The sequence below is a fragment of the Nocardioides sp. genome (genome assembly GCF_047606145.1).
Taxonomy (GTDB): Bacteria; Actinomycetota; Actinomycetes; order Propionibacteriales; family Nocardioidaceae; genus Nocardioides.
In genome coordinates this window covers 1-21,873 of record NZ_JASGET010000094.1, presented here as the reverse complement: position 1 = coordinate 21,873, position 21,873 = coordinate 1, and the positions used below count along the sequence as shown (strand labels likewise).

Below are 21,873 nucleotides of genomic sequence, written 5' to 3'. Positions count from 1 at the left end.
GTCCGCGCCGACCGCGGCACCGCTCGCCCGGGTCAGGTCGAGGTCGGCGGCCGCGCCGAGGGCGGCGGCGCCGAGCACCGGTGAGCCGTCCTCGGCGTGGAGCCGGGTGACGTCTCCGCCCTCCTCGTCGATGCACACCACGGTCTCCGGCCGCACCGCGTGGATGTCGCGGACCAGCCTGCCGACGGCGTCCAGCCCGTCGGCGGTGTTGGAGCCGAACAGGCAGATCGAGCCCAGGCCCTCGCGCAGCAGCCGCGCCCACTCGGCCGGCAGCGTGGTTCCCCGGAAGGACGGCATCAGCACGCGCAGGGCCAGTTCCGCGGGCGCCAGCTCCTGGCGGGCCAGCTCATCGGCGGGTTCTCCGGTCGCCGGTTCTCCGGGTGCCGGCTCGGCCACTAGCCCTTCACCGCCCCGGCCGACATCCCGCTGACGAGATTGCGCTGGATCGCCAGGAAGAAGATCACCACCGGCAGCGAGAACAGCGCCGAGGCGGCCATCTGCCCGCCGTAGTTGGTCCCCGTCGTCGGCGTCGAGAACGACGCGAGCCAGACCGGCAGGGTGTACCTCGATTGGTCCTTCATGAAGGTGTAGGCGACCAGGTAGTCGTTCCAGGCGTAGACGAAGGCGAAGATGCTCGTCGCGATGATGCCGGGCGTGACCAGCGGGAACAGGATGCGGAACAGGATCTGGCGGGTGTTGGCGCCGTCGATCATCGCCGCCTCCTCCAGCTCGTAGGGCAGCGCGAGGAAGAACCCGCGCATCACCCAGATCGAGAACGGGAGCACCGCGGCGACGTAGGCGAGCACGAGGCCGGCATAGGTGCCGAGCAGGTGCATCTCGTTGAAGACCAGATACATCGGGATCAGCAGCGCCGTGGAGGGCAGCATCTGGACCGCGAGGATGACGACCAGGAGGGCGCGGCGTCCGCGGAAGCGGAACCGGGACAGCGCGGCCGAGGCGAAGATGCCCAGCAGGATCGAGATCGCCAGCGTGCCGGCCACCACGATCAGGCTGTTGCGCAGGTCGCCGAGGAAGTGTGACTGGGTGACGGCGGCCCGGACGTTCGTCCAGGTCGGGTGGTGCGGCCAGAACTGCGGCGTCGGCGTGGTGACGTCCTGCGGTCGCTTGAAGGCGGTGTTGACCATCCAGTACGCCGGGAAGACCCAGACCAGCGCGAACACGACGGCGATCGCCGAGGAGATCACCCGGCCGGGCCGGGGCCGGCGTCGGCGCCGACGCGGTCGCCGTGCCGAGCGCGCGGAGTCAGCGGAGGCGGCGGAGTCAGGGGAGTCAGCAGCGGTGGCGGGGCCGGCAGAGGCAGCCGAGACGGCGGACGCGGACGCGCCGGGCCCGGCCGGCACGGTGGCACTCACAGATCCTCCCCGGCCCGCAGCAGACTGTGGATGTAGAGGCTGGTCACGACCATCAGCAGCGCCGTGGTGACCAGGGCGATGGCGGCGCCATGACCGATGTCGAAGCTCACGAACGCCTCCCGGTAGGTGTAGACGCCCAGCGTCGAGGTGGCGCCGTCGGGTCCGCCCCGCGAGATCAGCCAGATCTGGTTGAAGACGTTGAAGTCCCAGATGATCGACAGCACGGTGACCAGCAGCAGGGTCGGACGAAGGAAGTGCAGCGTGATCGTCCAGTACACCCGCCATTCCGAGGCGCCGTCCAGACGCGCGGCCTCGTAGTAGGCCGGGTCCACCTGGGTCTGGGCGGCGTGCAGGGTCAGGGCGATGAACGGCACCGCCTGCCACACGATGAGCAACCAGATGCACAGGTAGGCGAGGGTCGGTCGATCGGCCCAGTTGGTGGCGGTGACGTCACCGAACAGGTGGGTCCGGGTGAGCAGCCAGTTGGCGATCCCGTAGCCCGGCTGGAAGAGCCAGCCCCAGACCATCGAGGAGGCCACGTTCGGCATCGCCCAGGCGAGGATCAAGACGATGGTCAGGACGTAGCGCAGCAGGACGCCGATCTTGCCCAGCAGTTGCGCCACGCCCATCCCGATCAGCACGCTGCCGGCGACCATCGCCGCGGTGAAGGCGAGCGTGCGAGCGACCGCCCGCCAGAACTCGGCGTCGGTGAAGACGGTGCGGAAGTTCTCCAGTCCGACCACGTGGTAGACCCCGGTGAACAGGGTGCGTTGGTCGTAGTCGGTGAACGAGGTGAAGACCAGGAACCCGATCGGCACGAGGGTGAGCGCGACGACCACCAGGCCGGCGGGGGTGAGCAGGAACAGCGGGGCGAGGTCGCGCCCGGCCGGCGTACGTGGCCCGGGGGCCCGCCTCCGCGGCGATGGCGCGGGGGCAGGCGCCGTCCCGGCCGCCGGCGGAGTCGCAGCGGGTGTGCTCATGAGGCGATCGGGTTCCTGTCGTGGTCGGGGTCAGCTGCCGTTGAGCACCGAGTCGAGGTGGTCGTCGAAGCCCTTCGCAGCGTCGGCCGGGGACTTGGCACCCGAGGCGACGTCGGAGAAGAACTGCTGGACGGCGCCGTCGCCCTCGATCGTCGCCCAGCTGGCCGCCGCCGGGGTGGACGCGGAGTTCTGTGCCGCGGTGAAGAACGCCTTCTGCTGCGGATCCGCCGTCGCCTCGGCCTGCTTGACCCACTCCTCGGTGATCGGGATCCAGCCCTGGCCCACGATCTGGTTCATCTGGATCTCCTTGCTGGCCGCGATCTGCACCCACGTCTCGGCGAGCGAGGCGTTCTGGCTCTTGGCGGCGATGCCCCAGTCCGAGCCGGCCAGCATGACCGGCTGGTTGTGCCCCGAGGTGCCGGGGAACGGGAAGGTGCCCAGGTCGGAGCTCTTGATCTTGGGGTTGTCGCTGGTGATCGCGCCGATCTCCCAGGCGTTGCCGAGGATCGCGGAGGTCTTGCCCTGCGCGAAGATGTCCTTGTCCTGGTCCGGCTGGCCGGTGCCGGTGGTGTCGAGGGTGGCCGAGGCCTTGGTCGAGTAGGTGTTCTGGAAGGTCTTGAAGTCGGCGAGCCCCTGTTGCGCCGCCGAGCCGCTCAGGCCGCCCTTCCAGGTGTCTCCGTCCTGGGTGGCGATCTCGCCGCCGGCGTCCCAGACCCACTGCACGCCGTCGTACCAGTACTTGCCCGGCAGGTAGAACGGCGCGAAGTCCTTGGTCGTGGAGAACGTCGCCTCGACCTTGTCCAGGTCGGCGGTGAGCTCGTCGTACGTCGTCGGGGCCCGGTCGATCCCGGCCCGCGACCACATCGACTTGCGATAGATCACGGTGCGGGTGGCGGCGAAGGCGGGGACGGCGTACAGCTTGCCGTCCACGGTGGCCGGACCGGCGAGGCCGTCGAGCCAGGTCCCGCCCTGCTGCAGGGTGGACCTCTGGTCGGTGAGGTCGAGCAGGCCGCCGGTGGCGGCGAAGCTGCCGACATCGGTGTTGCCCAGCTCGATCACGTCCGGCGGGTCGTCGGTGGCCAGCGCGGTGGTGACCTTGGTGGCGATGTTGTCCCACTGCTGGGTCTGCACCTTCACCTCGGCACCGGTCTGCTTGGTGAACTCGTCGTCGATCGCCTTCATGGTGGCGTCGGTGAGGTCGCCGGTCATGTTCCAGACCACGAGCGTCTTGCCCGCGCCGTCGGTGCTGCCGCCGCTGGCGTCACCGTTGCCGCCGGCGCTCGACGAGCCCCCGCCGCCGCAGGCGGTGAGGGCCAGGGTGGCCGCGATGCCGAGGGCACCGGCCGTGAGGATGCGTGACTTGCGCACTGTGTCTCCTTGGGTGGGTTCGCGGGGTGCCCGCGGTCGGTTCGGGGGAGGAGCCCCCGGGACTCCGATGAGTGGTGAGGAGGTCATGCGACCCCCAGCTCGGCGGCGAGGACGAGCACGGCGGCGCCGACCAGGGTGACGTCGTCGCCCAACGTCGAGGTGCGCACCACCAGGTGCTCCGCGCTCACCGGCATGGCGCGCTGACGGATGGTGCGGTCGGCGGCGGCGCGCAAGGGTCCGTCGAGCAGCTCGGCGGGTCCGCTCAGCACGAGCTCGTGCAGGTTGAGGGCGCCGACGATGGGAGCCAGGACGCCGCCCAGCGACTCCCCGATGCGGGTGAGCTCGGCGACCGGGTCCCCGGTCGCCAACCGCGCGCGCATCCGCGGCACCGCGAGCAGCGTCTCCAGGCAGCCGACGCGGCCGCAGGCGCACCGCTCGCCGTCCGGGTCGACGATGACGTGACCGATCTCGCCGGCGGCGCCGACGTGACCGTGCAACAACGCGCCCTCGAGCACGAAGCCCGAGCCCACCCCGCTGCCGACCCGCAGCAGCATCAGCCCGCCCTCGCCGGCCTCGCCGAAGGTGTGCTCGCCGAGCACCGCGGTGTTGGCGTCGTTGCTGACGTGGGCGGGCAGGTCGAAGACCGTGCGCAGGCCGGCGGCGAGCGGCTCGTTCGCCCACGCCAGGTTGGGCGCGTCGATCACCGTGCCGTCGGTGCCGACGATGCCGGGGCTGCCGACGCCGATGCCGAGCACCGGCCGGTCGGTGAGGCCGAGCAGGTCACGGGTCAGCTCGTGCACCAGTGCGACCGCGGCGGACCCGCGGCGACCCTCGCTCGGCTTGTCCAGGCGGGCGACGACGTCGCCGGCCAGGTTGACCACCGCGCCGGTCATCACACCGACGGCGGACAGGTCGAGGGCCAGGATGTGGGTCGAGTCCGGCTCGAGCCCGATCAGGGTGGGGGGCTTCCCGACCCGTGACTCGACCGGTGCCCCGAGCTCGCTGACCAGACCCTGGTCGAGCAGGCCGGCGACGAGATCGGAGACGGTCACCCGGGTCAGGCCGGTGCTGCGCGCCAGGTCGGCCCGACTCGCCGGACCACCCTGGAACAGCTGTTGCAGGAGCAGCGCCCGGTGGTGCCGACGGGCGTCCTCCTGGCGGAGCTTGCCGCTGGGGCGCAGCTGGCGCCGCGACGGTGTGAGCTGGCGCACGGTCGACATATTTGTTAGTCCACCGTACTTACTAATCCGTGTCAAGGGATCCGGCTCCGTTGCTCCCCCGGTGACGACGCGGCAGGCCGGCGTCGCACCGGAGGATAGGCTGAGCCGCGTGACTGAGATCGAGATCGGCCGGGGCAAGCGGGCGCGACGCGCCTACGCGTTCGACGACGTGGCGATCGTGCCCTCGCGCCGCACCCGTGACCCGGAGGAGGTCAGCACCGAGTGGCAGATCGACGCCTATCGGTTCGGCATCCCGGTGCTGGCGGCGCCGATGGACTCGGTGATGTCGCCGGCGACGGCCATCAAGCTGGGTGAGTACGGCGGCCTGGGCGTGCTCAACCTCGAGGGGCTCTGGACCCGGTACGCCGACCCGGAGCCGCTGCTGGAGGAGGTGGCCAGCCTGGGCGGCGTGGACGCCACCAAGCGATTGCAGGAGATCTACGCCGAGCCGGTCAAGGCCGAGCTGATCACCGCACGGCTGCGCCAGGTGCGCGAGGCCGGGGTGACGGTCGCCGGTGCGCTCTCGCCGCAGCGCACCAAGGAGTTCGCCAAGACGGTCGTGGACGCCGGGGTGGACATGTTCGTCATCCGCGGCACCACCGTCTCGGCCGAGCACGTCTCGTCCCAGTCCGAGCCGCTCAACCTCAAGGAGTTCATCTACGAGCTCGACGTCCCGGTGATCGTGGGCGGCTGCGCCACCTACCAGGCCGCGCTGCACCTGATGCGCACCGGCGCCGCCGGCGTGCTCGTCGGGTTCGGTGGCGGCGCCGCGCACACCACCCGCACCGTCCTCGGCGTCGCGGTGCCGATGGCCTCCGCGGTCGCGGACGTCGCCGCGGCGCGACGCGACTATCTGGACGAGTCCGGCGGCCGCTACGTGCACGTGATCGCCGACGGCGCGGTCGGCCGCTCCGGCGACATCGCCAAGGCGATCGCCTGCGGCGCCGACGCGGTGATGGTCGGCTCGCCGTTCGCCCGCGCCACCGACGCCCCCGGTCACGGCTTCCACTGGGGGGCCGAGGCGCACCACGCCGACCTGCCGCGCGGCCAGCGCGTCGGGTTCGAGCCGGTCGGCACCATCGAGGAGATCCTCTTCGGCCCCTCGCACACCGCCGACGGCACCATGAACCTGGTCGGCGCGCTACGCCGCGCGATGGCCACCACCGGCTACACCGAGCTGAAGGAGTTCCAGCGGATCGAGGTCGTGGTGGGCTGAGCCTGGCCCCAGCCTGGACCCAGCCTGGGGCCGTCTCGCCGAACGGCCCTGCCCGGCTCCGCTCGGTGCCCACTTGCTTCTGTTCACCTTGCTTCTGTTCACCGCAGGCGGCAGGCTCGAACGCATGGGCGACGCGGTGGTCTCGGTGTGGGTCAGCGGCTTGGACGGCGTACCGATCCAGGCCCAGAACGTCAACCAGCAGCACTACCCGGCGAGCCTGATCAAGCTGCCGATCGCGATCGCCGCCCACCGACTCGCCGACCGCGGCGAGCTGGACCTGGACGCCGTGGTCGCGGTGCACGCCGACTTCGCCTCCGCCACCGGTTCGGATCGGTTCGAGACGGATCCGGCCAGGGACCAGGACCCGGAGACCTGGGCGGCCCTCGGCGGCCGGCTGCCGTTGCGGGAGCTGGTACGGCGCTCGCTGACGCATTCCGGCAACCTGGCCGCCAACCTCGTGCTGGAGCAGGTCGGACTGCCCGAGGTGGCGGCGGTGCTGGCCGCCGCCGGCTGTTCGCCGATGACCGAGGTCGTGCGAGGGATCGACGACCTCCCCGCCCGCGCGGCCGGCCGGCAGAACCACGCCACCGCCCACGACATGGCGCGGGTGCTGATCGCGCTGGCCGCCGGCCGGCTCGCCTCGCCGCAGGCATCCGCCGAGCTGGAGGAGCACCTGCGCGCGCAGCAGCACCGCGACGGCATTCCGCTGGCGCTTCCCGCCGATGTGCCGGTGGGCAACAAGACCGGTTCGGTCGACGGCGTACGGCACGACATCGCGCTCGCCCGGCCGGCCGACCGTGAGCCGGTCGTGCTGGCCATCTTGACCACCGGCCTGGACGACGACGAGTCGGAGTGGCGGATCAGCGAGCTGGCCAGGTACGTGTGGGACGTGCACGCTCGTCCCTGACCCACCGCGACGCGCCACCGTGACCCACCGCGACGTGGGTGCGGAAGGTCGCCGGGCGGGTGCGTTGCGACGGGCTGGCAGGATGAGGGCATGGCTCACCCGGGGGTTCTGAGTCCGGCCGGTCGGGATCTGGCGATCGCGGCCATGAGTGGCGTGTCGGGAGAGGGCGAGCTCGACGTCCTGGTGGTCGGTGGCGGCGTCGTCGGGGCCGGCGTGGCGCTGGACGCGGTCACCCGGGGGCTCTCCGTCGGGCTGGTCGAGCAGCGCGATCTCGGCTCGGGGACCTCGTCGCGCTCGTCCAAGCTGGTCCACGGCGGGCTGCGCTACCTGGAGATGCTCGACTTCGGCCTGGTGCGCGAGGCGCTGCAGGAGCGCGGCCTGCTGTTGACCCGGCTGGCGCCACATCTGGTGCGACCGGTGCCGTTCCTCTACCCGCTCACCCACCCGGTCTGGGAGCGGGCCTATGTCGGCTCCGGTCTGGTCCTCTACGACTCGATGGCGGCGTTCGGCCCGCTCTCCGGGCTGGGCAACTCCGGTCTTCCGCGGCACCGGCACCTGACCCGGCGAGGGGTGGCCCGGATCGCGCCGGACTTCCGCACCGACACGATCACCGGTGCCATCCAGTACTACGACGCCCAGGTGGACGACGCCCGGCTGGTGACGACACTGGCCCGCACCGCCGCCTCGCACGGCGCGCACGTGGCGACCCGGGTCCGGGTGACCGGCTTCGTCCGCGAGGGGGAGCGGGTGGTCGGCGTACGGGCCCGGGACCTGGAGCACGGCCGCGACCACGAGATCCGGGCACGGGTGGTGGTCAACGCCGCCGGGGTGTGGACCGACGAGATCCAGGAGATGGTCGGCGGCCGGGGCGCCCTGCACGTGCAGGCCTCCAAGGGCATCCATCTGGTGGTGCCGCGCGACCGGATCCGCTCGGAGTCCGGGTTCATCGTGCGCACCGAGACCTCGGTGCTCTTCGTCATCCCGTGGGGCCGGCACTGGATCATCGGGACCACCGACACCCCCTGGTCCTACGACCTGGCCCATCCGGCCGCCTCCCGCACGGACATCGAATACGTCCTCGAGCACGTCAACGCCATCCTGCGCGAGCCCCTCGACCACGAGGACGTCGAGGGTGTGTACGCCGGCCTGCGGCCGCTGCTCTCGGGCGAGTCGGAGCCCACCTCCAAGATCTCCCGGGAGCACACCGTGGTCACCCCGGTGCCGGGACTGGTGATGATCGCCGGCGGCAAGCTCACCACCTACCGGGTGATGGCCAAGGACGCGGTGGACGCGGCCGGGCACTCGCTGAGCACCACCACCAACATCGGGCTGCGACCCTCGATCACCGACCAGGTCCGGCTGCTCGGCGCGGACGGCTTCGAGACCCGGTCCAACCAGCGGGTGCTGCTGGCTCGGCGCTCGGGCCTGCACGTCGCCCGGATCGACCACCTGCTCGGCCGGTACGGCGGCATGATCGACGAGCTGCTCGACCTGATCGCGGAGCGGCGCAGCCTGGCCGCGCCGCTGGAGGGCGCGGAGGACTATCTCGGCGCCGAGGTCGTCTACGCGGTCGGCCACGAGGGCGCCCGGCATCTCGACGACGTGCTCGCCCGGCGTACCCGGATCTCGATCGAGACCTTCGACCGCGGCGTCTCGGCCGCGCCCGGGGTGGCAGCGCTGATGGCGGCCGAGCTCGACTGGTCGAGCGATCGGGTCCGCGAGGAGGTCGATCACTACCGCCGCCGGGTCGAGGCGGAGCGTCGTTCGCAGGCGATGCGGACCGACCAGGAGGCCGACGAGGCGAGGGTGAGCGTCTCCGACCTCGTCTAGATCCGGGCTCCGCTGGTCGCGAGCCGGAGATCGTCGTCCGACGAGGAGTCCGGAACGCACCGGGGCCGAGCCGGCGCGTTCGGCCTCGGATCTGGTTGGATCGCCTCGCGGCGGCCGCCGGCCGCCCGACCCACCGACTCGACCCACCGAGGAGCAGGGAGCTTCGATGACGCAGCCGACCCGTCTGCCGGCCTTCTCCGACCCGGAGACGTTGGTGAGCCCGCCCGGGCCGTACTCCCAGGTCGTGCGCGTCGGCGACCTGGTGTTCGTCTCCGGCCAGGTCGGGGTCGACAGCGATGGGGTGCTGCGGGGTGACGGGATCCTCGAGCAGGCCGACCAGGCGCTCACCAACGTGCGATTGGCGCTGGAGTCCCAGGGGCTCGGTCTCCGACACGTCGTCAAGGTGACGATCTTCCTCGCCCACCCCGACGACCTCGAGGCGCTGGTCCCGCACATGGACCGGGTCTTCCCGGCGCTGTTCCCGGCGGGATGTCCGGCTAGTTCGCTGGTGATCGTCCAGCGCCTGGTCGACGCCGCCCTGCGGATCGAGATCGAGGCGATCGCGCACGCCTGAGCGGCACCGACCGTGCGGGCGGGGCGAGCCCGGTCCGTCGCTGCTCGCCGAGCGCCGGCGTACGCCGACTCGACACCGAGAACGACACGGAAAGCGACACCGAGATCCCGCAGCCAGGCGCCAGGTGACTCACTAGTAACCGGGACGCGTGTCGCATATTCTCTCCACATGAGCGCCTCCAACCCCTCCGCCGCCGGCGGTCCCCTGACCGAGGGGCCGCGCGACCCCGAGCACGACGCCTCCGCGTCCTATGCCCTGGAGCCGACCTACGTCGCCGAGCTCACCGACCGGGTGGTGGCCACCTCGACGCTCACCGACCAGGTCCTCAGCCCGCTCGACGGAGCGCCGCTGGCACACATCCCGCAGTCGAGTCCCGAGGACGTCGCGGCCGCGTTCGCCCGGGCGCGTCGCGCTCAGGTCCGGTGGGCGGCCACCCCGGTCGAGGAGCGGGAGCGGATCCTGCTGCGGCTGCACGACCTGGTGCTCAGCCGGCAGGAGGAGATCCTCGACCTGATCGTGCTGGAGTCCGGCAAGGCCCGCAAGCATGCCTTCGACGAGCCGCTGCACATCGCGCTGACCGCGCGCTACTACGGCCGGCGGACGGCGTCGACGCTGCGCACCGAGCGTCGTCCTGGCGTCATCCCGGGCCTCACCCGGGTCGACGTCAACCACGTGCCCAAGGGCGTGGTGGGCATCATCTCGCCGTGGAACTACCCGTTCACGATGGCGCTGTGCGACGGCCTGGCCGCGCTCGCCGCCGGCAACGCGGTGGTCGCCAAGCCGGACGCGCAGACCATGCTCAGCGCCTTGCTCGGTGCCCGCCTGCTGGCCGAGGCCGGACTCCCGGAGGGACTGTGGAACGTGGTCGCCGGCCCCGGCCCGCAGGTCGGCGGCGCCCTGGTGGCCGAGGCCGACTACGTCTGCTTCACCGGCTCCACCGCCACCGGCAAGGTGATCGCGGCGGGCTGCGCCGAGCGGCTCATCGGCTGCTCGCTCGAGCTCGGCGGCAAGAACCCGATGCTGGTCCTCGCCGACGCCGACGTGGAGCGGGCCGCGGAGGGGGCGACCCGGGCGGTGTTCTCCAACGCCGGCCAGCTCTGTGTCTCGGTGGAACGACTCTTCGTCGCCGACGCGATCTACGACCGCTTCGTGCAGCGCTTCCTCGCCCGCACCGAGGCGATGACGCTCGGCGCCACCCTGGCCTGGGAGAACGACATGGGGCCGCTGGTCAGCCAGGCCCAGCTGGACCGGGTCGGCGCCCAGGTCGAGGATGCCCGGTCCAAGGGCGCCCGGGTGCTGACCGGCGGTCGGGCCCGGCCGGACCTGGCGCCGTACTTCTTCGCCCCGACCGTCCTGGAGGGTGTCACCCCTGCGATGACGCTCTTCGGCCAGGAGACCTTCGGGCCGGTGGTCTCGCTGTACCGGTTCACCGGCGAGGCCGAGGCGGTGCAGCGGGCCAACGACGGCGACTACGGCCTCAACGCCGCGGTCTACAGCCGGGACACCGCCCGCGCCCGCGCGGTCGCCGGCCGGATCAAGGCCGGCACGGTGAACGTCAACGAGGCCTTCGCCGCCTCCTTCGCCTCGCTGGACGCCCCGATGGGCGGGATGCGGTCCTCCGGGATGGGCCGCCGGCAGGGCACCGAGGGACTGCTGCGGTTCACCGAGACCCAGTCGGTGGCCACCCAGCGCCTGATCCGGATCGCGCCCATGCTCGGCATGTCCGACCGCGCCTACGCCAGGTTCATGACCGCCAACCTGCGGGTGCTGAAGAAGTTGGGGCGTGCGTGAGCGGGGCACGGCGCCGCGGCAGGCACCGGGGCGGCACGCACTATGACGTCCTGATCATCGGCTCCGGCTTCGGCGGCTCGGTCAGCGCGCTCCGGCTGACCGAGAAGGGCTACCGGGTCGGCGTGCTCGAGGCCGGCCGGCGGTTCGCCGACGACGAGTTCCCGGACACCTCCTTCCAGGTGCGCGACTACCTGTTCGCGCCCGCGGCCGGCTGCTACGGCATCCAGCGCATCGACATGGTCAAGGACTGCCTGATCCTGGCCGGAGCCGGGGTCGGCGGGGGCTCGCTGGTCTACGCCAACACGCTCTACGAGCCGATGCAGCCGTTCTACGACGACCCGTCCTGGGCGCACATCACCGACTGGAAGAGCGAGCTGTCGCCGTACTACGCGCAGGCCAAGCGGATGCTCGGCGTGGTCGAGTACCCCACCATCACGCCGGCCGACCGGGTCATGAAGCAGGTCGCCGATCGGGCCGGGGTGGGGGAGAGCTACCACCAGGCTCCCGTCGGGGTGCTCTTCGGCGGTGCCGGCCAGGCGGGCGGCACCGAGGTCGCCGACCCGTTCTTCGGCGGGGAGGGGCCGGTGCGGCGCACCTGCACCAACTGTGGCGAGTGCATGACCGGCTGCCGGCACAACGCCAAGAACACCCTGGTGAAGAACTACCTGCACCTCGCGGAGAAGAACGGCGCGCGGGTGCACCCGCTCACCACCGTCACCCGGGTCTACCCGGCCGAGGGCGGCGGGTACGTGGTCGAGGCACGCTGGACCAAGGCCAAGCTCAGCCGGCGTACGGCGGTGCGCAGCTTCACCGCCGACCAGGTGATCTTCTCCGCGGCCGCGCTCGGCACCCAGAAGCTGCTGCACCGGCTCAAGGCGACCGGGGACCTGCCGCATCTCTCCGACCGGCTCGGCGAGCTGACCCGCACCAACTCCGAGTCCATCCTCGGCTCGATCGCGCCCGATCGCTCGATCGACTACAGCCAGGGCGTCGCCATCACCTCCTCCTGGCATCCCGACCAGAACACCCACATCGAGCCGGTGCGCTACGGCCACGGCAGCAACGCGATGGCGCTGCTGCAGACCGTGCTCACCGACGGCGGTCCGGGCCGGGTGCGCCGCTGGCTGGTCGAGATGTGGCGGCAGAAGGGCCGGATGGCCCAGCTCTACGACCTGCGGCACTGGTCGGAGCGGGTGGTCATCGCGCTGGTGATGCAGTCGCTGGACAACTCGATCACGACCGCGCCGAAGAGGGGCCTCCTCGGCTGGCGCCTCACCTCCCGGCAGGGCCACGGTGAGCCGAACCCCACCTGGATCCCGGCCGCCAACGACGCGGTCCGCGACATGGCCGCGGTGATGTCGGTGGGGGAGCGGGAGGCGTTCCCGGGCGGCACCGTCGGGGAGCCGTTCAACCGCCCGCTGACCGCGCACTTCATCGGCGGGTGCACCATCGCGGACTCGCCGCGGGCCGGTGTCGTCGACCCGTACCAGCGGGTCTTCGGCCATCCCGGCCTGCATGTGGTGGACGGATCGACGATCTCCGCCAACCTCGGGGTGAACCCGTCGCTGACCATCACCGCGCAGGCCGAGCGGGCGATGGCGTTCTGGCCCAACCGGGGCGAGACCGATCCGCGACCCGCGCTCGGGTCGCCGTACGTCCGGGTCGAGCCGGTCCCGCCACGCCGGCCGGCGGTTCCGGCGGACGCGCCGGCGGCGCTGCGCCTGCCGATCGTCGAGGTCGGCTGAGCCGGGTCGAGGGAATCTCGGGCCGAGTGCCGTAACCCTGCCTGTGAACACTCGTTGGAACCAGCGACCCGGGATTGCTCCCTCCCTGATACATGCCGGGTCAGCTCGTGTCCTGCCCGAGTCCTGTCCGACAGGCCTCGGCGGGGCATGGACACACCAGGGCCCGGCCACCCTCCCTCCCGGTCGGGCCCTGAGTGCGTCTCGGGCCGGAGCGTTGGCTCACCCGACATGCCGACTCGGCGTCGTACCTGCTCGGATAGGATCCGGGCATGAGTGAGGCTGCCGCTCCCGAGCGAGAGCACGACCTGGTCCTGGTGGTCGACTTCGGGGCGCAGTACGCCCAGCTGATCGCCCGCCGTGTCCGGGAGGCGCGGGTCTACTCCGAGATCGTGCCGCACACCATGCCGGTCGCCGAGATGCTGGCCAAGGGGCCTGCTGCCATCGTCCTCTCCGGCGGCCCGTCGAGCGTGTACGCCGAGGGTGCCCCGGGCATCGATCCGGGGCTGTTCGCGGCCGGTACGCCGGTCTTCGGGATGTGCTACGGCTTCCAGTTGATGGCCCAGGGTCTGGGCGGGACGGTGGACAACAACGGTGCCCGCGAATACGGTCGCACCCCCGTCTCGGTCGACACCGCCGGCGTCCTGCTGGCGGGGATCCCGGCCCACCACAACGTGTGGATGTCACATGGCGACTCGGTCTCGCAGGCACCGGCCGGGTTCACCGTGTTGGCGGCGACCTCGGGCACCCCGGTGGCCGCGTTCGAGGACGTCGGGCGGCGGCTCGCCGGGGTGCAGTGGCATCCCGAGGTGCTCCACTCCGAGCACGGTCAGCGGGTGCTCGAGCACTTCCTGGTCGACATCGCCGGCTGCCGGCAGACCTGGACCATCGGCAACATCGCCGAGGAGCAGATCGAACGGGTGCGAGCGCAGATCGGGCCGGACGGCCGCGCCATCTGCGGGCTCTCCGGCGGCGTCGACTCCGCGGTGGCGGCGGCGATCGTGCAGCGCGCCATCGGCGACCGACTCACCTGCGTGTACGTCGACCACGGGCTGATGCGCAAGGGCGAGACCGAGCAGATCGAGCGCGACTTCGTGGCGGCGACCGGCGCCAGGCTGGTCATCGTGGACGCGGAGAAGCAGTTCCTGGAGGCGCTGGCCGGCGTCAGCGACCCGGAGACGAAGCGCAAGATCATCGGCCGCGAGTTCATCAGGGCCTTCGAGGGTGCCGAGCTCGACGTGATCCGGGACGCGCCCGAGGGCAGCACGGTGGGGTTCCTGGTGCAGGGCACGCTCTATCCCGACGTGGTGGAGTCGGGTGGCGGCGCCGGCGCCTCGAACATCAAGTCGCATCACAACGTCGGCGGGCTTCCCGAGGACCTGGAGTTCGCACTGGTCGAGCCGCTGCGTGAGCTGTTCAAGGACGAGGTGCGCGCGGTCGGCGCACAGCTCGGCCTGCCGGACGTGATCGTGCAGCGCCAGCCGTTCCCCGGCCCCGGACTGGGCATCCGGATCATCGGAGAGATCACCCGCGAGCGGCTCGACATCCTGCGTGCGGCCGACGCGATCGCCCGCGAGGAGCTGACCGCCGCCGGCCTCGACCGCGACATCTGGCAGATGCCGGTGGTGCTGCTGGCCGACGTGCGCTCCGTCGGCGTGCAGGGCGACGGCCGGACCTACGGCCACCCGGTGGTGCTGCGTCCGGTCACCTCCGAGGACGCGATGACCGCGGACTGGGCCCGCCTGCCCTACGAGGTGATGGAGCGGATCTCGACCCGGATCACCAACGAGGTGGCCGAGATCAACCGGGTCACCCTCGACGTCACCTCCAAGCCGCCGGGCACCATCGAGTGGGAGTGAGCCCACCTGGGCCTGCGAGGGATCGCCGGTGGGAGCGGCCGAGGTCGCTGGTGCCTTCTCGGATCAGTCCAGGGTGAGCTCGGTGTGCTCGGCGGCGAGGACCACCGCGCCGACCAGGCTGGCGCGCTCACCGAGCTCGCTGGCGTAGACCGGCGTGGTGGCGACCGCGTCCAGCGCATGGCGGCGCAGTCCGATCCGGGCCGAGTCGAGCAACAGCTCACCGGCGCGCGCCATGTCCCCGCCGACCACCACCACCTCGGGGTTGAGCAACGTGACCACACCGGCCAGACCCCAGCCCAGATGCAGGCCGGCGTCCTCCAGCGCTCGCTGGGCGGCGACGTTGCCGCGCCGACCGGCGGCGATCACGTCGTCGAGGGTCGCGTCCGGCAGCAGGCCGGACATCATCGACAGCACCGTCCCGGTCGAGGAGTAGGCCTCCAGGCAGCCGCGCCCGCCGCAGCGGCACAGCGGACCCTGCTCATCGAGGGTCAGGTGGCCGAGCTCCCCGGCGGTGCCGCTGGCGCCGTGGAAGAGCTGGTTGTTCAGCACGATCCCGGCTCCGACGCCCGAGGAGAGCTTGACGAAGACCGAGTTGCTGTGGCCGCGCGCGACCCCCTGTCGATGCTCGGCGAGCGCACCCAGGTTGGCGTCGTTCTCCACGTCGACCGGCAGCTTGAAGACCTGTTGGGCCACGGTGCGGGCGTCGATGCCCTGCCAGCCGGGCAGGATCCCGGCCGCGAGTACGACGTCCCGGGTGACCGGGGCGGGGATGCCCATCCCGACCCGCAGCACCGCGTCGCGGCGGCTGCTCAGCGAGCCGGTCAGGTTGTCGAGCAGCCGGGCGGCGAGGGCGAGCGAGTCGGCGTACCTGTGGGTCGCCTCGAGGGGCCGGAACTCCTCGGCCAGCACTCGGCCGGTGAGATCCCCGATCGCGACCGCGACGTGGGTGTGCCCGAAGTCCACCCCGGCCACCAGTCCGGCCGAGCGGGAGAGCCAGATCGAGGAGCCGCGCCGACCGCTGCCGGACTCGGCCTCGACCAGGCCGGCGGCGCTCAGGTCACGCACGATGTTCGACACCGTCGCCGGCGCCAATCCGGTCGTCCGGGCCAGGTCCGCCTGGGTGTGGGGATGCGAGCCCTCGGCCCGGAGCACGTCGAGGACCCGCTGCTGGTTGGCGTTGCGCAGCGAAGCCGTCGACCCGGGTGAGGAAGCGCGTCTTCGGGCCATGAGCGGTACTGTGCAGTGCATTCGGCTTGTGGTCAAGAGGTAGTCACAAAGTCATCGGATGACACGGTTTGGCCAATTTTGTATTCATCACTTGACGGAAAGTCTGTGACAGTCAACACTTCATCGTGTCCACGTGTGCGACGGTCCGCGTCGCCGTACCTCTCAAGGAGCAGATTGTGACGACACCCCTCAAGCGCTCAGCCAAGCGCTCGCTCCGGCGGCCCGCGGCCCTCGGGTTCGCCCTCCTCATCGGCGCAGGCGCCCTGGCCGCCTGCGGCAGCTCAGATGATGACAGCTCGTCCGGCTCGGGGGGCAGCAGCGATTCCTCCTCCAGCAGCGGCAGCATCTCCGCGGCGTGCTCGCTCGACAACCCGCCGACCAGTTCCGCGTCTGCCCCGTCGATCGCAGATCTCGGCACCGCGAGTGGGAAGGTGGGCGTGATCCTTCCGGACACCACGTCGTCCACGCGATACACCCAGTTCGACAAGCCGCTGTTGCAGAAGTACCTGACCAAGGCGGGGCTCACCCCGGACATCCAGAACGCGGGTGGTGACACCGCTAAGTTCGCTCAGATCGCGCAGAGCATGATCGGGAGCGGCGTCAAGGTGCTGATCATCGACTCCATCGACGCCTCGTCCGGCGCTGGCGTCGAGAAGCTGGCCGCGAAGAACGGTGTCAAGGTCATCGACTACGACCGGGTCAACCTGGGTGGCACCGCGAACTACTACGTCTCCTTCGACAACGAGGAGGTCGGCAAGCTGCAGGCTCAGGCCATGGTCGACTGCCTCGATGCTCAGAACGTCTCCGATCCGAACATCATCATGATGGACGGCGGCACCGACACCGACAACAACGCGGTGCTGTTCAAGAAGGGCGCCCACGAGGTGCTCGACCCGCTGGCCAAGGCTGGCAAGCTCACCATCACTGCCGAGGCCACAGTCAAGGGTTGGGATGTCACTCAGGCCGCCTCGGACTTCCAGCAGGCGCTGACCTCTGCCGGTGGCACCGTGGACGGTGTTCTGGCTGCGAATGACGACATTGCCAACGCCGTCGTCGGCGCGCTCAAGGGCCAGGGCCTTGACGGCCACGTTGTGGTCACCGGTCAGGATTCCACCGTGGTGGGTCTGCAGAACATCGTCAACGGCCTGCAGTCGATGACGATCTTCAAGTCCTACGAGCAGGAGGCACAGGCCGCGACCCTACTCGCGACGGCACTTGTGTCTGGCAAGGATCCGGCCGACGCGGGTCTCACTCTCACCAAGTTCGACGACCCCGACTCGGCGAGCCACAAGATCCAGGCTCTGCTGTTGCCGCCTCAGGTGATCACCCAGGCGAACCTGTCGACGGTAGTTGACTCCGGGCAGACCACCCAGGCGGAGATCTGCAAGGGCATCACCGATGCCTGCGCGAAGGTCGGCCTGAACTGACCCCGGCGGTGCGGCCAGGTGGCATCGCCCGCCTGGCCGCACCGTACTGTCCACTCGTAGGCTGCGACAGACGTCGTCTGCAGTCCATGCCCCTTTGCTCACCGGGTCGCGTCGCGGCCCCGAACTGTTGGTGGTTCTCGTGTCTGACCCGATCCTCGAGGTCTCGAAGCTCAACAAGAGCTTCGGACCCGTCCACGTCCTGCACGATGTGGACTTCAACGTCTATCCCGGCGAGGTGACTGCGCTCGTCGGGGACAACGGTGCCGGCAAGTCCACGCTGGTCAAGTGCATCGCCGGCATCTACGGCATCGACAGTGGTGAGATCCGCTTCGAAGGCAAGCCAGTGGTGATGAGCGACCCGCGGGTGCCGACCGGGCTCGGCATCGAGTTCGTCTACCAGGACCTCGCCCTAGCCGACAACCTCGACATCACCCAGAACATGTTTCTCGGCCGCGAGATTCGCCGGTTCGGTTTCCTCGCCGACGGTGAGATGGAACGCAAGGCCCGTGGTGCGCTGGAGAGCCTCTCGGTGCGCACCGTCTCCTCGGTCCGGCAGAAGGTCGCCAACCTGTCCGGTGGCCAGCGCCAAACGGTCGCGATCGCCAAGGCCGTGCTGTGGAACAGCAAGGTGGTCTTCCTGGACGAGCCGACCGCCGCGCTCGGTGTCGCGCAGACCCGGCAGGTCCTCGATCTCGTGCGGAGGCTGGCCGACGCCGGCCTGGGCGTTGTACTGATTTCGCACAACATGAACGACGTCCTTGAGGTCTCTGACCGCATCGCGGCGCTCTACCTCGGTCGGGTCGCCGCCGAGGTGAGTGCCAAGGAGAGCAACACGACCCAGATCGTTGAGCTCATCACCTCCGGTCGCAGCGGTGACCTCGGCCTGTCCGCGGCCACCGCCGACAAGCCCGCCTGATCGCCAGTCCCCCAGCAAAGGATTCCTTCATGTCTTCGACTACGGAACCCGCTTCGGAGCGGGCCTCCCAGTTCTCCCTGGACGTCGATGAGCGTGGCATCGGTGACGCGTTCCGCGGCTACATCGGCAAGCTGCGCACCGGTGAGCCCGGCGCTCTGCCGTCGGTGCTCGGTCTGGTCGTACTGGTCATCATCTTCAGCCAGGTCAGCGACCAGTTCCTGTCGTTCAACAACATCGGCAACATCCCGGCTCAAGGCGCCTACATCGCGGTGATCGCGCTCGGGCTGGTCTTCATCCTGCTGCTCGGCGAGATCGACCTTTCGGCCGGCACCACCGGCGGTATGGCTGCGGGCTTCGCTGCCCGCGCCATCTTCAGCGGCAACCTTCATGACGCGCTGCCTGGACTCGTCTACTGGATCCTTGTGCTCGGGATGGTCGGCGCGATCGCGCTCGCCGTCTGGCTCAAGGCGTACAGCTCGGCTGTGCTGGTCGCGATCGGCGTCGTCCTGATCATCACGAACCTGGTCCAGCACGAGTTCTGGGCCACGGTGGCAGCCATCGCGATCGGTGGGGCGGTAGGTGTCCTGACCGGGTTCCTGGTCGGCAAGGTCGGCATTCCGAGCTTCGTCGTGACACTGGCGCTGTTCCTCGCCTGGCAAGGCGTCCTGCTCTTCGCGCTGAACTCGCAGCCGATCAACACCACCAACATCGGGTTCTGGTACGGAATGACCTCCAAGAACCTGAGTCCGGCGTGGAGTTGGGTGTTCACCCTGGTCGTCGTGCTCGGGTATCTGGCCTACACCGTCATCGCCTCGATCCGGGCGAAGGCTGCTGGTCTAACCCACCAGGCCCTGAGCCTGGTACTGCTTCGTGGCGGCGTGATCGCTGTGGTCGGCGTCGTGCTGACGATTCTCGCCAATCGGAACCGTGCACCGAATCAGTACGTGGTGATCCACGGCATCCCATGGGCAGCCGTGATCTGTATCGCGCTGATGATCGCGTGCAGCATTGCCTTGAGCAAGACCACCTGGGGACGACACCTGTACGCCACCGGTGGAAACGCCGAGGCCGCACGTCGTGCCGGTATCGATGTCGTCCACATCAAGGTCACGGCCTTCACGCTCTGCTCGGCGTTCGGTGCCTTCGGCGGAGTTCTCCTGGCGAGTCAGTCGCAGGCGGTCTCCTTGAACCTCGGCGCAGGCAACACTCTGCTGTTCGCCGTTGCTGCGGCGGTGATCGGCGGGACGTCCTTGTTCGGTGGCCGTGGTCATCCGCGGGATGCGATCATCGGTGCCCTGGTGATCACGATCATTCCGAACGGACTCGGGCTCAAGCCCAACCTCGGCGTCCAGTACCAGCAGGTCATCACCGGCGTGGTGCTGCTCGCCGCGGCCTCGGTCGACGCGGTCTCGCGCAAGCGCGCGGCGCGTTCCTGAGTCCTGCCTCCGGGGGGAGGAATCACCGGTTCACCGGTGAAACTGGCGCTTCCTGCGCGATACCGCGCGGGAAGCGCCAGTTCTGGGTAGGGGCGATCGGTGGCCGTCGGCGGAGTGGCCGAGCAGCCGGGCCGGACCCGCGGGGACGCCGGCGCCGATCGAGCTGTGGAGGGGCAACCAAACCGCCCGGCCCGGCCGTCTATGCTTCGTGCGGATCCTGGGTCGGAAGGTGGGGGAGATGTCGCCGCAAGGTCGGCTCGCGGCGGCATCTGTCGCGGCGCTGCTCAGCAGCGCACTGGTGGTCTCGTTGGTCGATGGCCTGGGCTCGAGCAGCGGTGCCCTGGCCGCGGATCACGGCGGTGGCAGCGTGATCGGCACGGCGGCCGACGCCCGGGCGGTGACCCGGGAGAGCATCGCCGCCGGCATCCTGCCGCGGCAGCGGACCAGCACCCCGGCCTGGCACGGCTACCGGCACAAGCCGAACGTCTTGATGATCACCGCCGACGACCTCTCGGTCGCGGACCTGCCCTACATGCCGCACGTCCGCCGCCTCCTCGGCCGGCAGGGCGTGGACTTCACCAACGCGGTCGCCCCGACGCCGATCTGCGTACCGGCGCGGGCCTCGCTGCTGACCGGGCAGTACGCGCACAACCACAAGGACGTCACGATCCACGGTCCGCGCGGTGGCTACGCCGCGATGAACGAGGCCGGGACGCTGCCGATCGCGCTCCAGCGCGCCGGCTACGACACCCTGTTCGTCGGCAAGTACCTCAACGGCTACGGCGATGCCGGCACCGCCCATCAGGTGCCGCCGGGGTGGACCGACTGGCGGGCGACGGTCGGCAACTCGACGTACGCGTTCTTCTCGCCGCGGATCAACCACAACGGCCGGCTGACCACGTATCACCGCTACACCACCTATGTCATGCGCGATCAGGCCGACGAGGTGCTCAGCGCGCCACGGCGCCAGCACCATCGCTGGTTCATGTGGCTCAACTACGTCGCCCCGCACCACGGTGGGCCGCGGGAGGCCGACGACCCGGCGGTGAGGTTCCGCGGGACGCCGCTGGCCTCGGTGCGGACCACCGTGCCGGCGCCGCGAGACCGGCACAAGTTCGCGAACCTCACCCTGCCGGACAAGCCGTACCTGTTCGGCATCCCGGCCCATGACGAACCGGGCACCGCCGCCCGCACGCACGCCGGCACCAGCCGGCTCCGCAAGGCGCTGCGGATCGCGTTCCGCCAGCGGGTGCAGGCGGCACAGGCGCTGGATCGCGCGGTGGCGAGCCAGATCGGCACCCTGCGCCGTACCCATCAGCTGAAGCACACCATCGTCATCTTCGGCTCCGACAACGGCTACACGGTCGGTGGCCACAACGTGAACGGCAAGCTGTGGGGGTACGACGAGATCCTGCGGATCCCGCTGCTGATGCGCGGCCCGGGGATCCCGCGAGGCAAGAAGGTGGCCACCACGATCACCAACCCCGATCTGGCCACCACCATCCTCGCGGCCACCGGCGCCACCCCGCTGCGGCGACAGGACGGGGTCAACATGCTGCCCTGGCTGCGCAGCCCGACCCAGCAGCGGGTGATCCCGATCGAGGGCTGGGCGGTGGCCAGCGGCCGGCGACAGGTCTATCACGGCATCCGGGCCGGACACTGGACCTACCTGCGCTACCGGGACGGCTCGGAGGAGCTGTTCAACCGGGCGAACGACCCCGACGAGATGGACTCGCTCGCCTCCGAGCCGGCCCACCGGGCGCAGTTGATGGCGATGCGGGCGCTGAGCCGCGCCTACGGCCGGTGCGCCGGCGCGAGCTGCCCGAAGAGCTTCTACCGCTGAGCCCGGAGGAGGCCGGACCGGGTCACCGGGCGCGAGGCCGGCTCACTGGTCCACCATCCTCTTGTCGGCGTTCTCAGACAGAGCGCCGATGCACCCCGGGTGCCACCAGGTCACTGCCCTGCTCGCTTGACCCGTTCCAGACCTGGAGCGATGTCCAGGATGAG

At 70.4% G+C, this 21,873-nt stretch carries 16 protein-coding genes and 1 pseudogene; 11 read left to right on the top strand and 6 right to left on the bottom strand.

Annotated features, from left to right (window positions below):
* From QM638_RS11440 to QM638_RS11420, 5 genes and pseudogenes are all read right to left on the bottom strand, one after another.
* Window positions 1-396, bottom strand: a pseudogene (locus QM638_RS11440) (hypothetical protein); the annotation flags it as partial.
* The gene (locus QM638_RS11435; RefSeq protein WP_415142099.1) at window positions 396-1,373 is read right to left on the bottom strand and encodes a carbohydrate ABC transporter permease; all 978 of its coding nucleotides are present in this window, start codon (window positions 1,371-1,373) and stop codon (window positions 396-398) included. The gene QM638_RS11435 and the pseudogene QM638_RS11440, both read right to left, overlap by 1 nt.
* Window positions 1,370-2,353, bottom strand: a complete 984-nt coding sequence (locus tag QM638_RS11430; protein WP_415142098.1) for a carbohydrate ABC transporter permease — start codon at window positions 2,351-2,353, stop codon at window positions 1,370-1,372. The genes QM638_RS11435 and QM638_RS11430 overlap by 4 nt, the downstream gene beginning before the upstream one ends.
* A 30-nt stretch (window positions 2,354-2,383) precedes the next feature.
* Window positions 2,384-3,721, bottom strand: a complete 1,338-nt coding sequence (locus QM638_RS11425) for an extracellular solute-binding protein (protein ID WP_415142097.1) — start codon at window positions 3,719-3,721, stop codon at window positions 2,384-2,386.
* A gap of 83 nt (window positions 3,722-3,804) precedes the next feature.
* Window positions 3,805-4,941: an ROK family transcriptional regulator gene (locus QM638_RS11420; protein WP_415142096.1), complete on the bottom strand. Its 1,137-nt coding sequence runs from the start codon at window positions 4,939-4,941 to the stop codon at window positions 3,805-3,807.
* A 109-nt stretch (window positions 4,942-5,050) separates the two neighbouring features.
* Here QM638_RS11420 and QM638_RS11415 point away from each other — a divergent pair, with 109 nt between their 5' ends.
* From QM638_RS11415 to guaA, 7 genes are all read left to right on the top strand, one after another.
* Entirely contained in the window at window positions 5,051-6,157 is a 1,107-nt protein-coding gene (locus QM638_RS11415) for a GuaB3 family IMP dehydrogenase-related protein (RefSeq protein WP_415142095.1), read from the top strand.
* Window positions 6,158-6,281: 124 nt separating this feature from the next.
* The gene (locus tag QM638_RS11410; RefSeq protein ID WP_415142094.1) at window positions 6,282-7,064 is read left to right on the top strand and encodes a serine hydrolase; all 783 of its coding nucleotides are present in this window, start codon (window positions 6,282-6,284) and stop codon (window positions 7,062-7,064) included.
* A 90-nt stretch (window positions 7,065-7,154) separates the two neighbouring features.
* Window positions 7,155-8,894, top strand: coding sequence for a glycerol-3-phosphate dehydrogenase/oxidase (locus QM638_RS11405; RefSeq protein ID WP_415142093.1), 1,740 nt, complete (start codon window positions 7,155-7,157; stop codon window positions 8,892-8,894).
* Window positions 8,895-9,060: 166 nt separating this feature from the next.
* On the top strand, window positions 9,061-9,468 hold the full coding sequence (locus QM638_RS11400; RefSeq protein WP_415142092.1) for a RidA family protein: 408 nt from the start codon (window positions 9,061-9,063) through the stop codon (window positions 9,466-9,468).
* A gap of 168 nt (window positions 9,469-9,636) precedes the next feature.
* Window positions 9,637-11,259, top strand: coding sequence for a succinic semialdehyde dehydrogenase (locus QM638_RS11395; protein WP_415142091.1), 1,623 nt, complete (start codon window positions 9,637-9,639; stop codon window positions 11,257-11,259).
* Window positions 11,256-13,004, top strand: a complete 1,749-nt coding sequence (locus QM638_RS11390; RefSeq protein ID WP_415142090.1) for a GMC oxidoreductase — start codon at window positions 11,256-11,258, stop codon at window positions 13,002-13,004. The genes QM638_RS11395 and QM638_RS11390 overlap by 4 nt, the downstream gene beginning before the upstream one ends.
* Window positions 13,005-13,273: 269 nt before the next feature.
* On the top strand, window positions 13,274-14,860 hold the full coding sequence (gene guaA / locus QM638_RS11385) for a glutamine-hydrolyzing GMP synthase (protein ID WP_415142089.1): 1,587 nt from the start codon (window positions 13,274-13,276) through the stop codon (window positions 14,858-14,860).
* Between the two features lie 63 nt (window positions 14,861-14,923).
* Here the strand turns inward: guaA and QM638_RS11380 are convergent, their stop codons facing one another.
* Window positions 14,924-16,087, bottom strand: a complete 1,164-nt coding sequence (locus QM638_RS11380) for an ROK family protein (protein ID WP_415142088.1) — start codon at window positions 16,085-16,087, stop codon at window positions 14,924-14,926.
* Between the two features lie 176 nt (window positions 16,088-16,263).
* Here QM638_RS11380 and QM638_RS11375 point away from each other — a divergent pair, with 176 nt between their 5' ends.
* From QM638_RS11375 to QM638_RS11360, 4 genes are all read left to right on the top strand, one after another.
* Complete coding sequence (locus tag QM638_RS11375) at window positions 16,264-17,514, top strand: sugar ABC transporter substrate-binding protein (protein ID WP_415142087.1); 1,251 nt, start codon at window positions 16,264-16,266, stop codon at window positions 17,512-17,514.
* Window positions 17,515-17,653: 139 nt separating this feature from the next.
* A complete protein-coding gene (locus tag QM638_RS11370) occupies window positions 17,654-18,430 on the top strand; it encodes an ATP-binding cassette domain-containing protein (RefSeq protein ID WP_415142086.1) in 777 nt (258 codons plus the stop codon).
* Between the two features lie 29 nt (window positions 18,431-18,459).
* Entirely contained in the window at window positions 18,460-19,866 is a 1,407-nt protein-coding gene (locus QM638_RS11365; protein ID WP_415142085.1) for a sugar ABC transporter permease, read from the top strand.
* Window positions 19,867-20,104: 238 nt separating this feature from the next.
* Entirely contained in the window at window positions 20,105-21,709 is a 1,605-nt protein-coding gene (locus QM638_RS11360; RefSeq protein WP_415142084.1) for a sulfatase-like hydrolase/transferase, read from the top strand.
* Window positions 21,710-21,873: the final 164 nt, after the last annotated feature.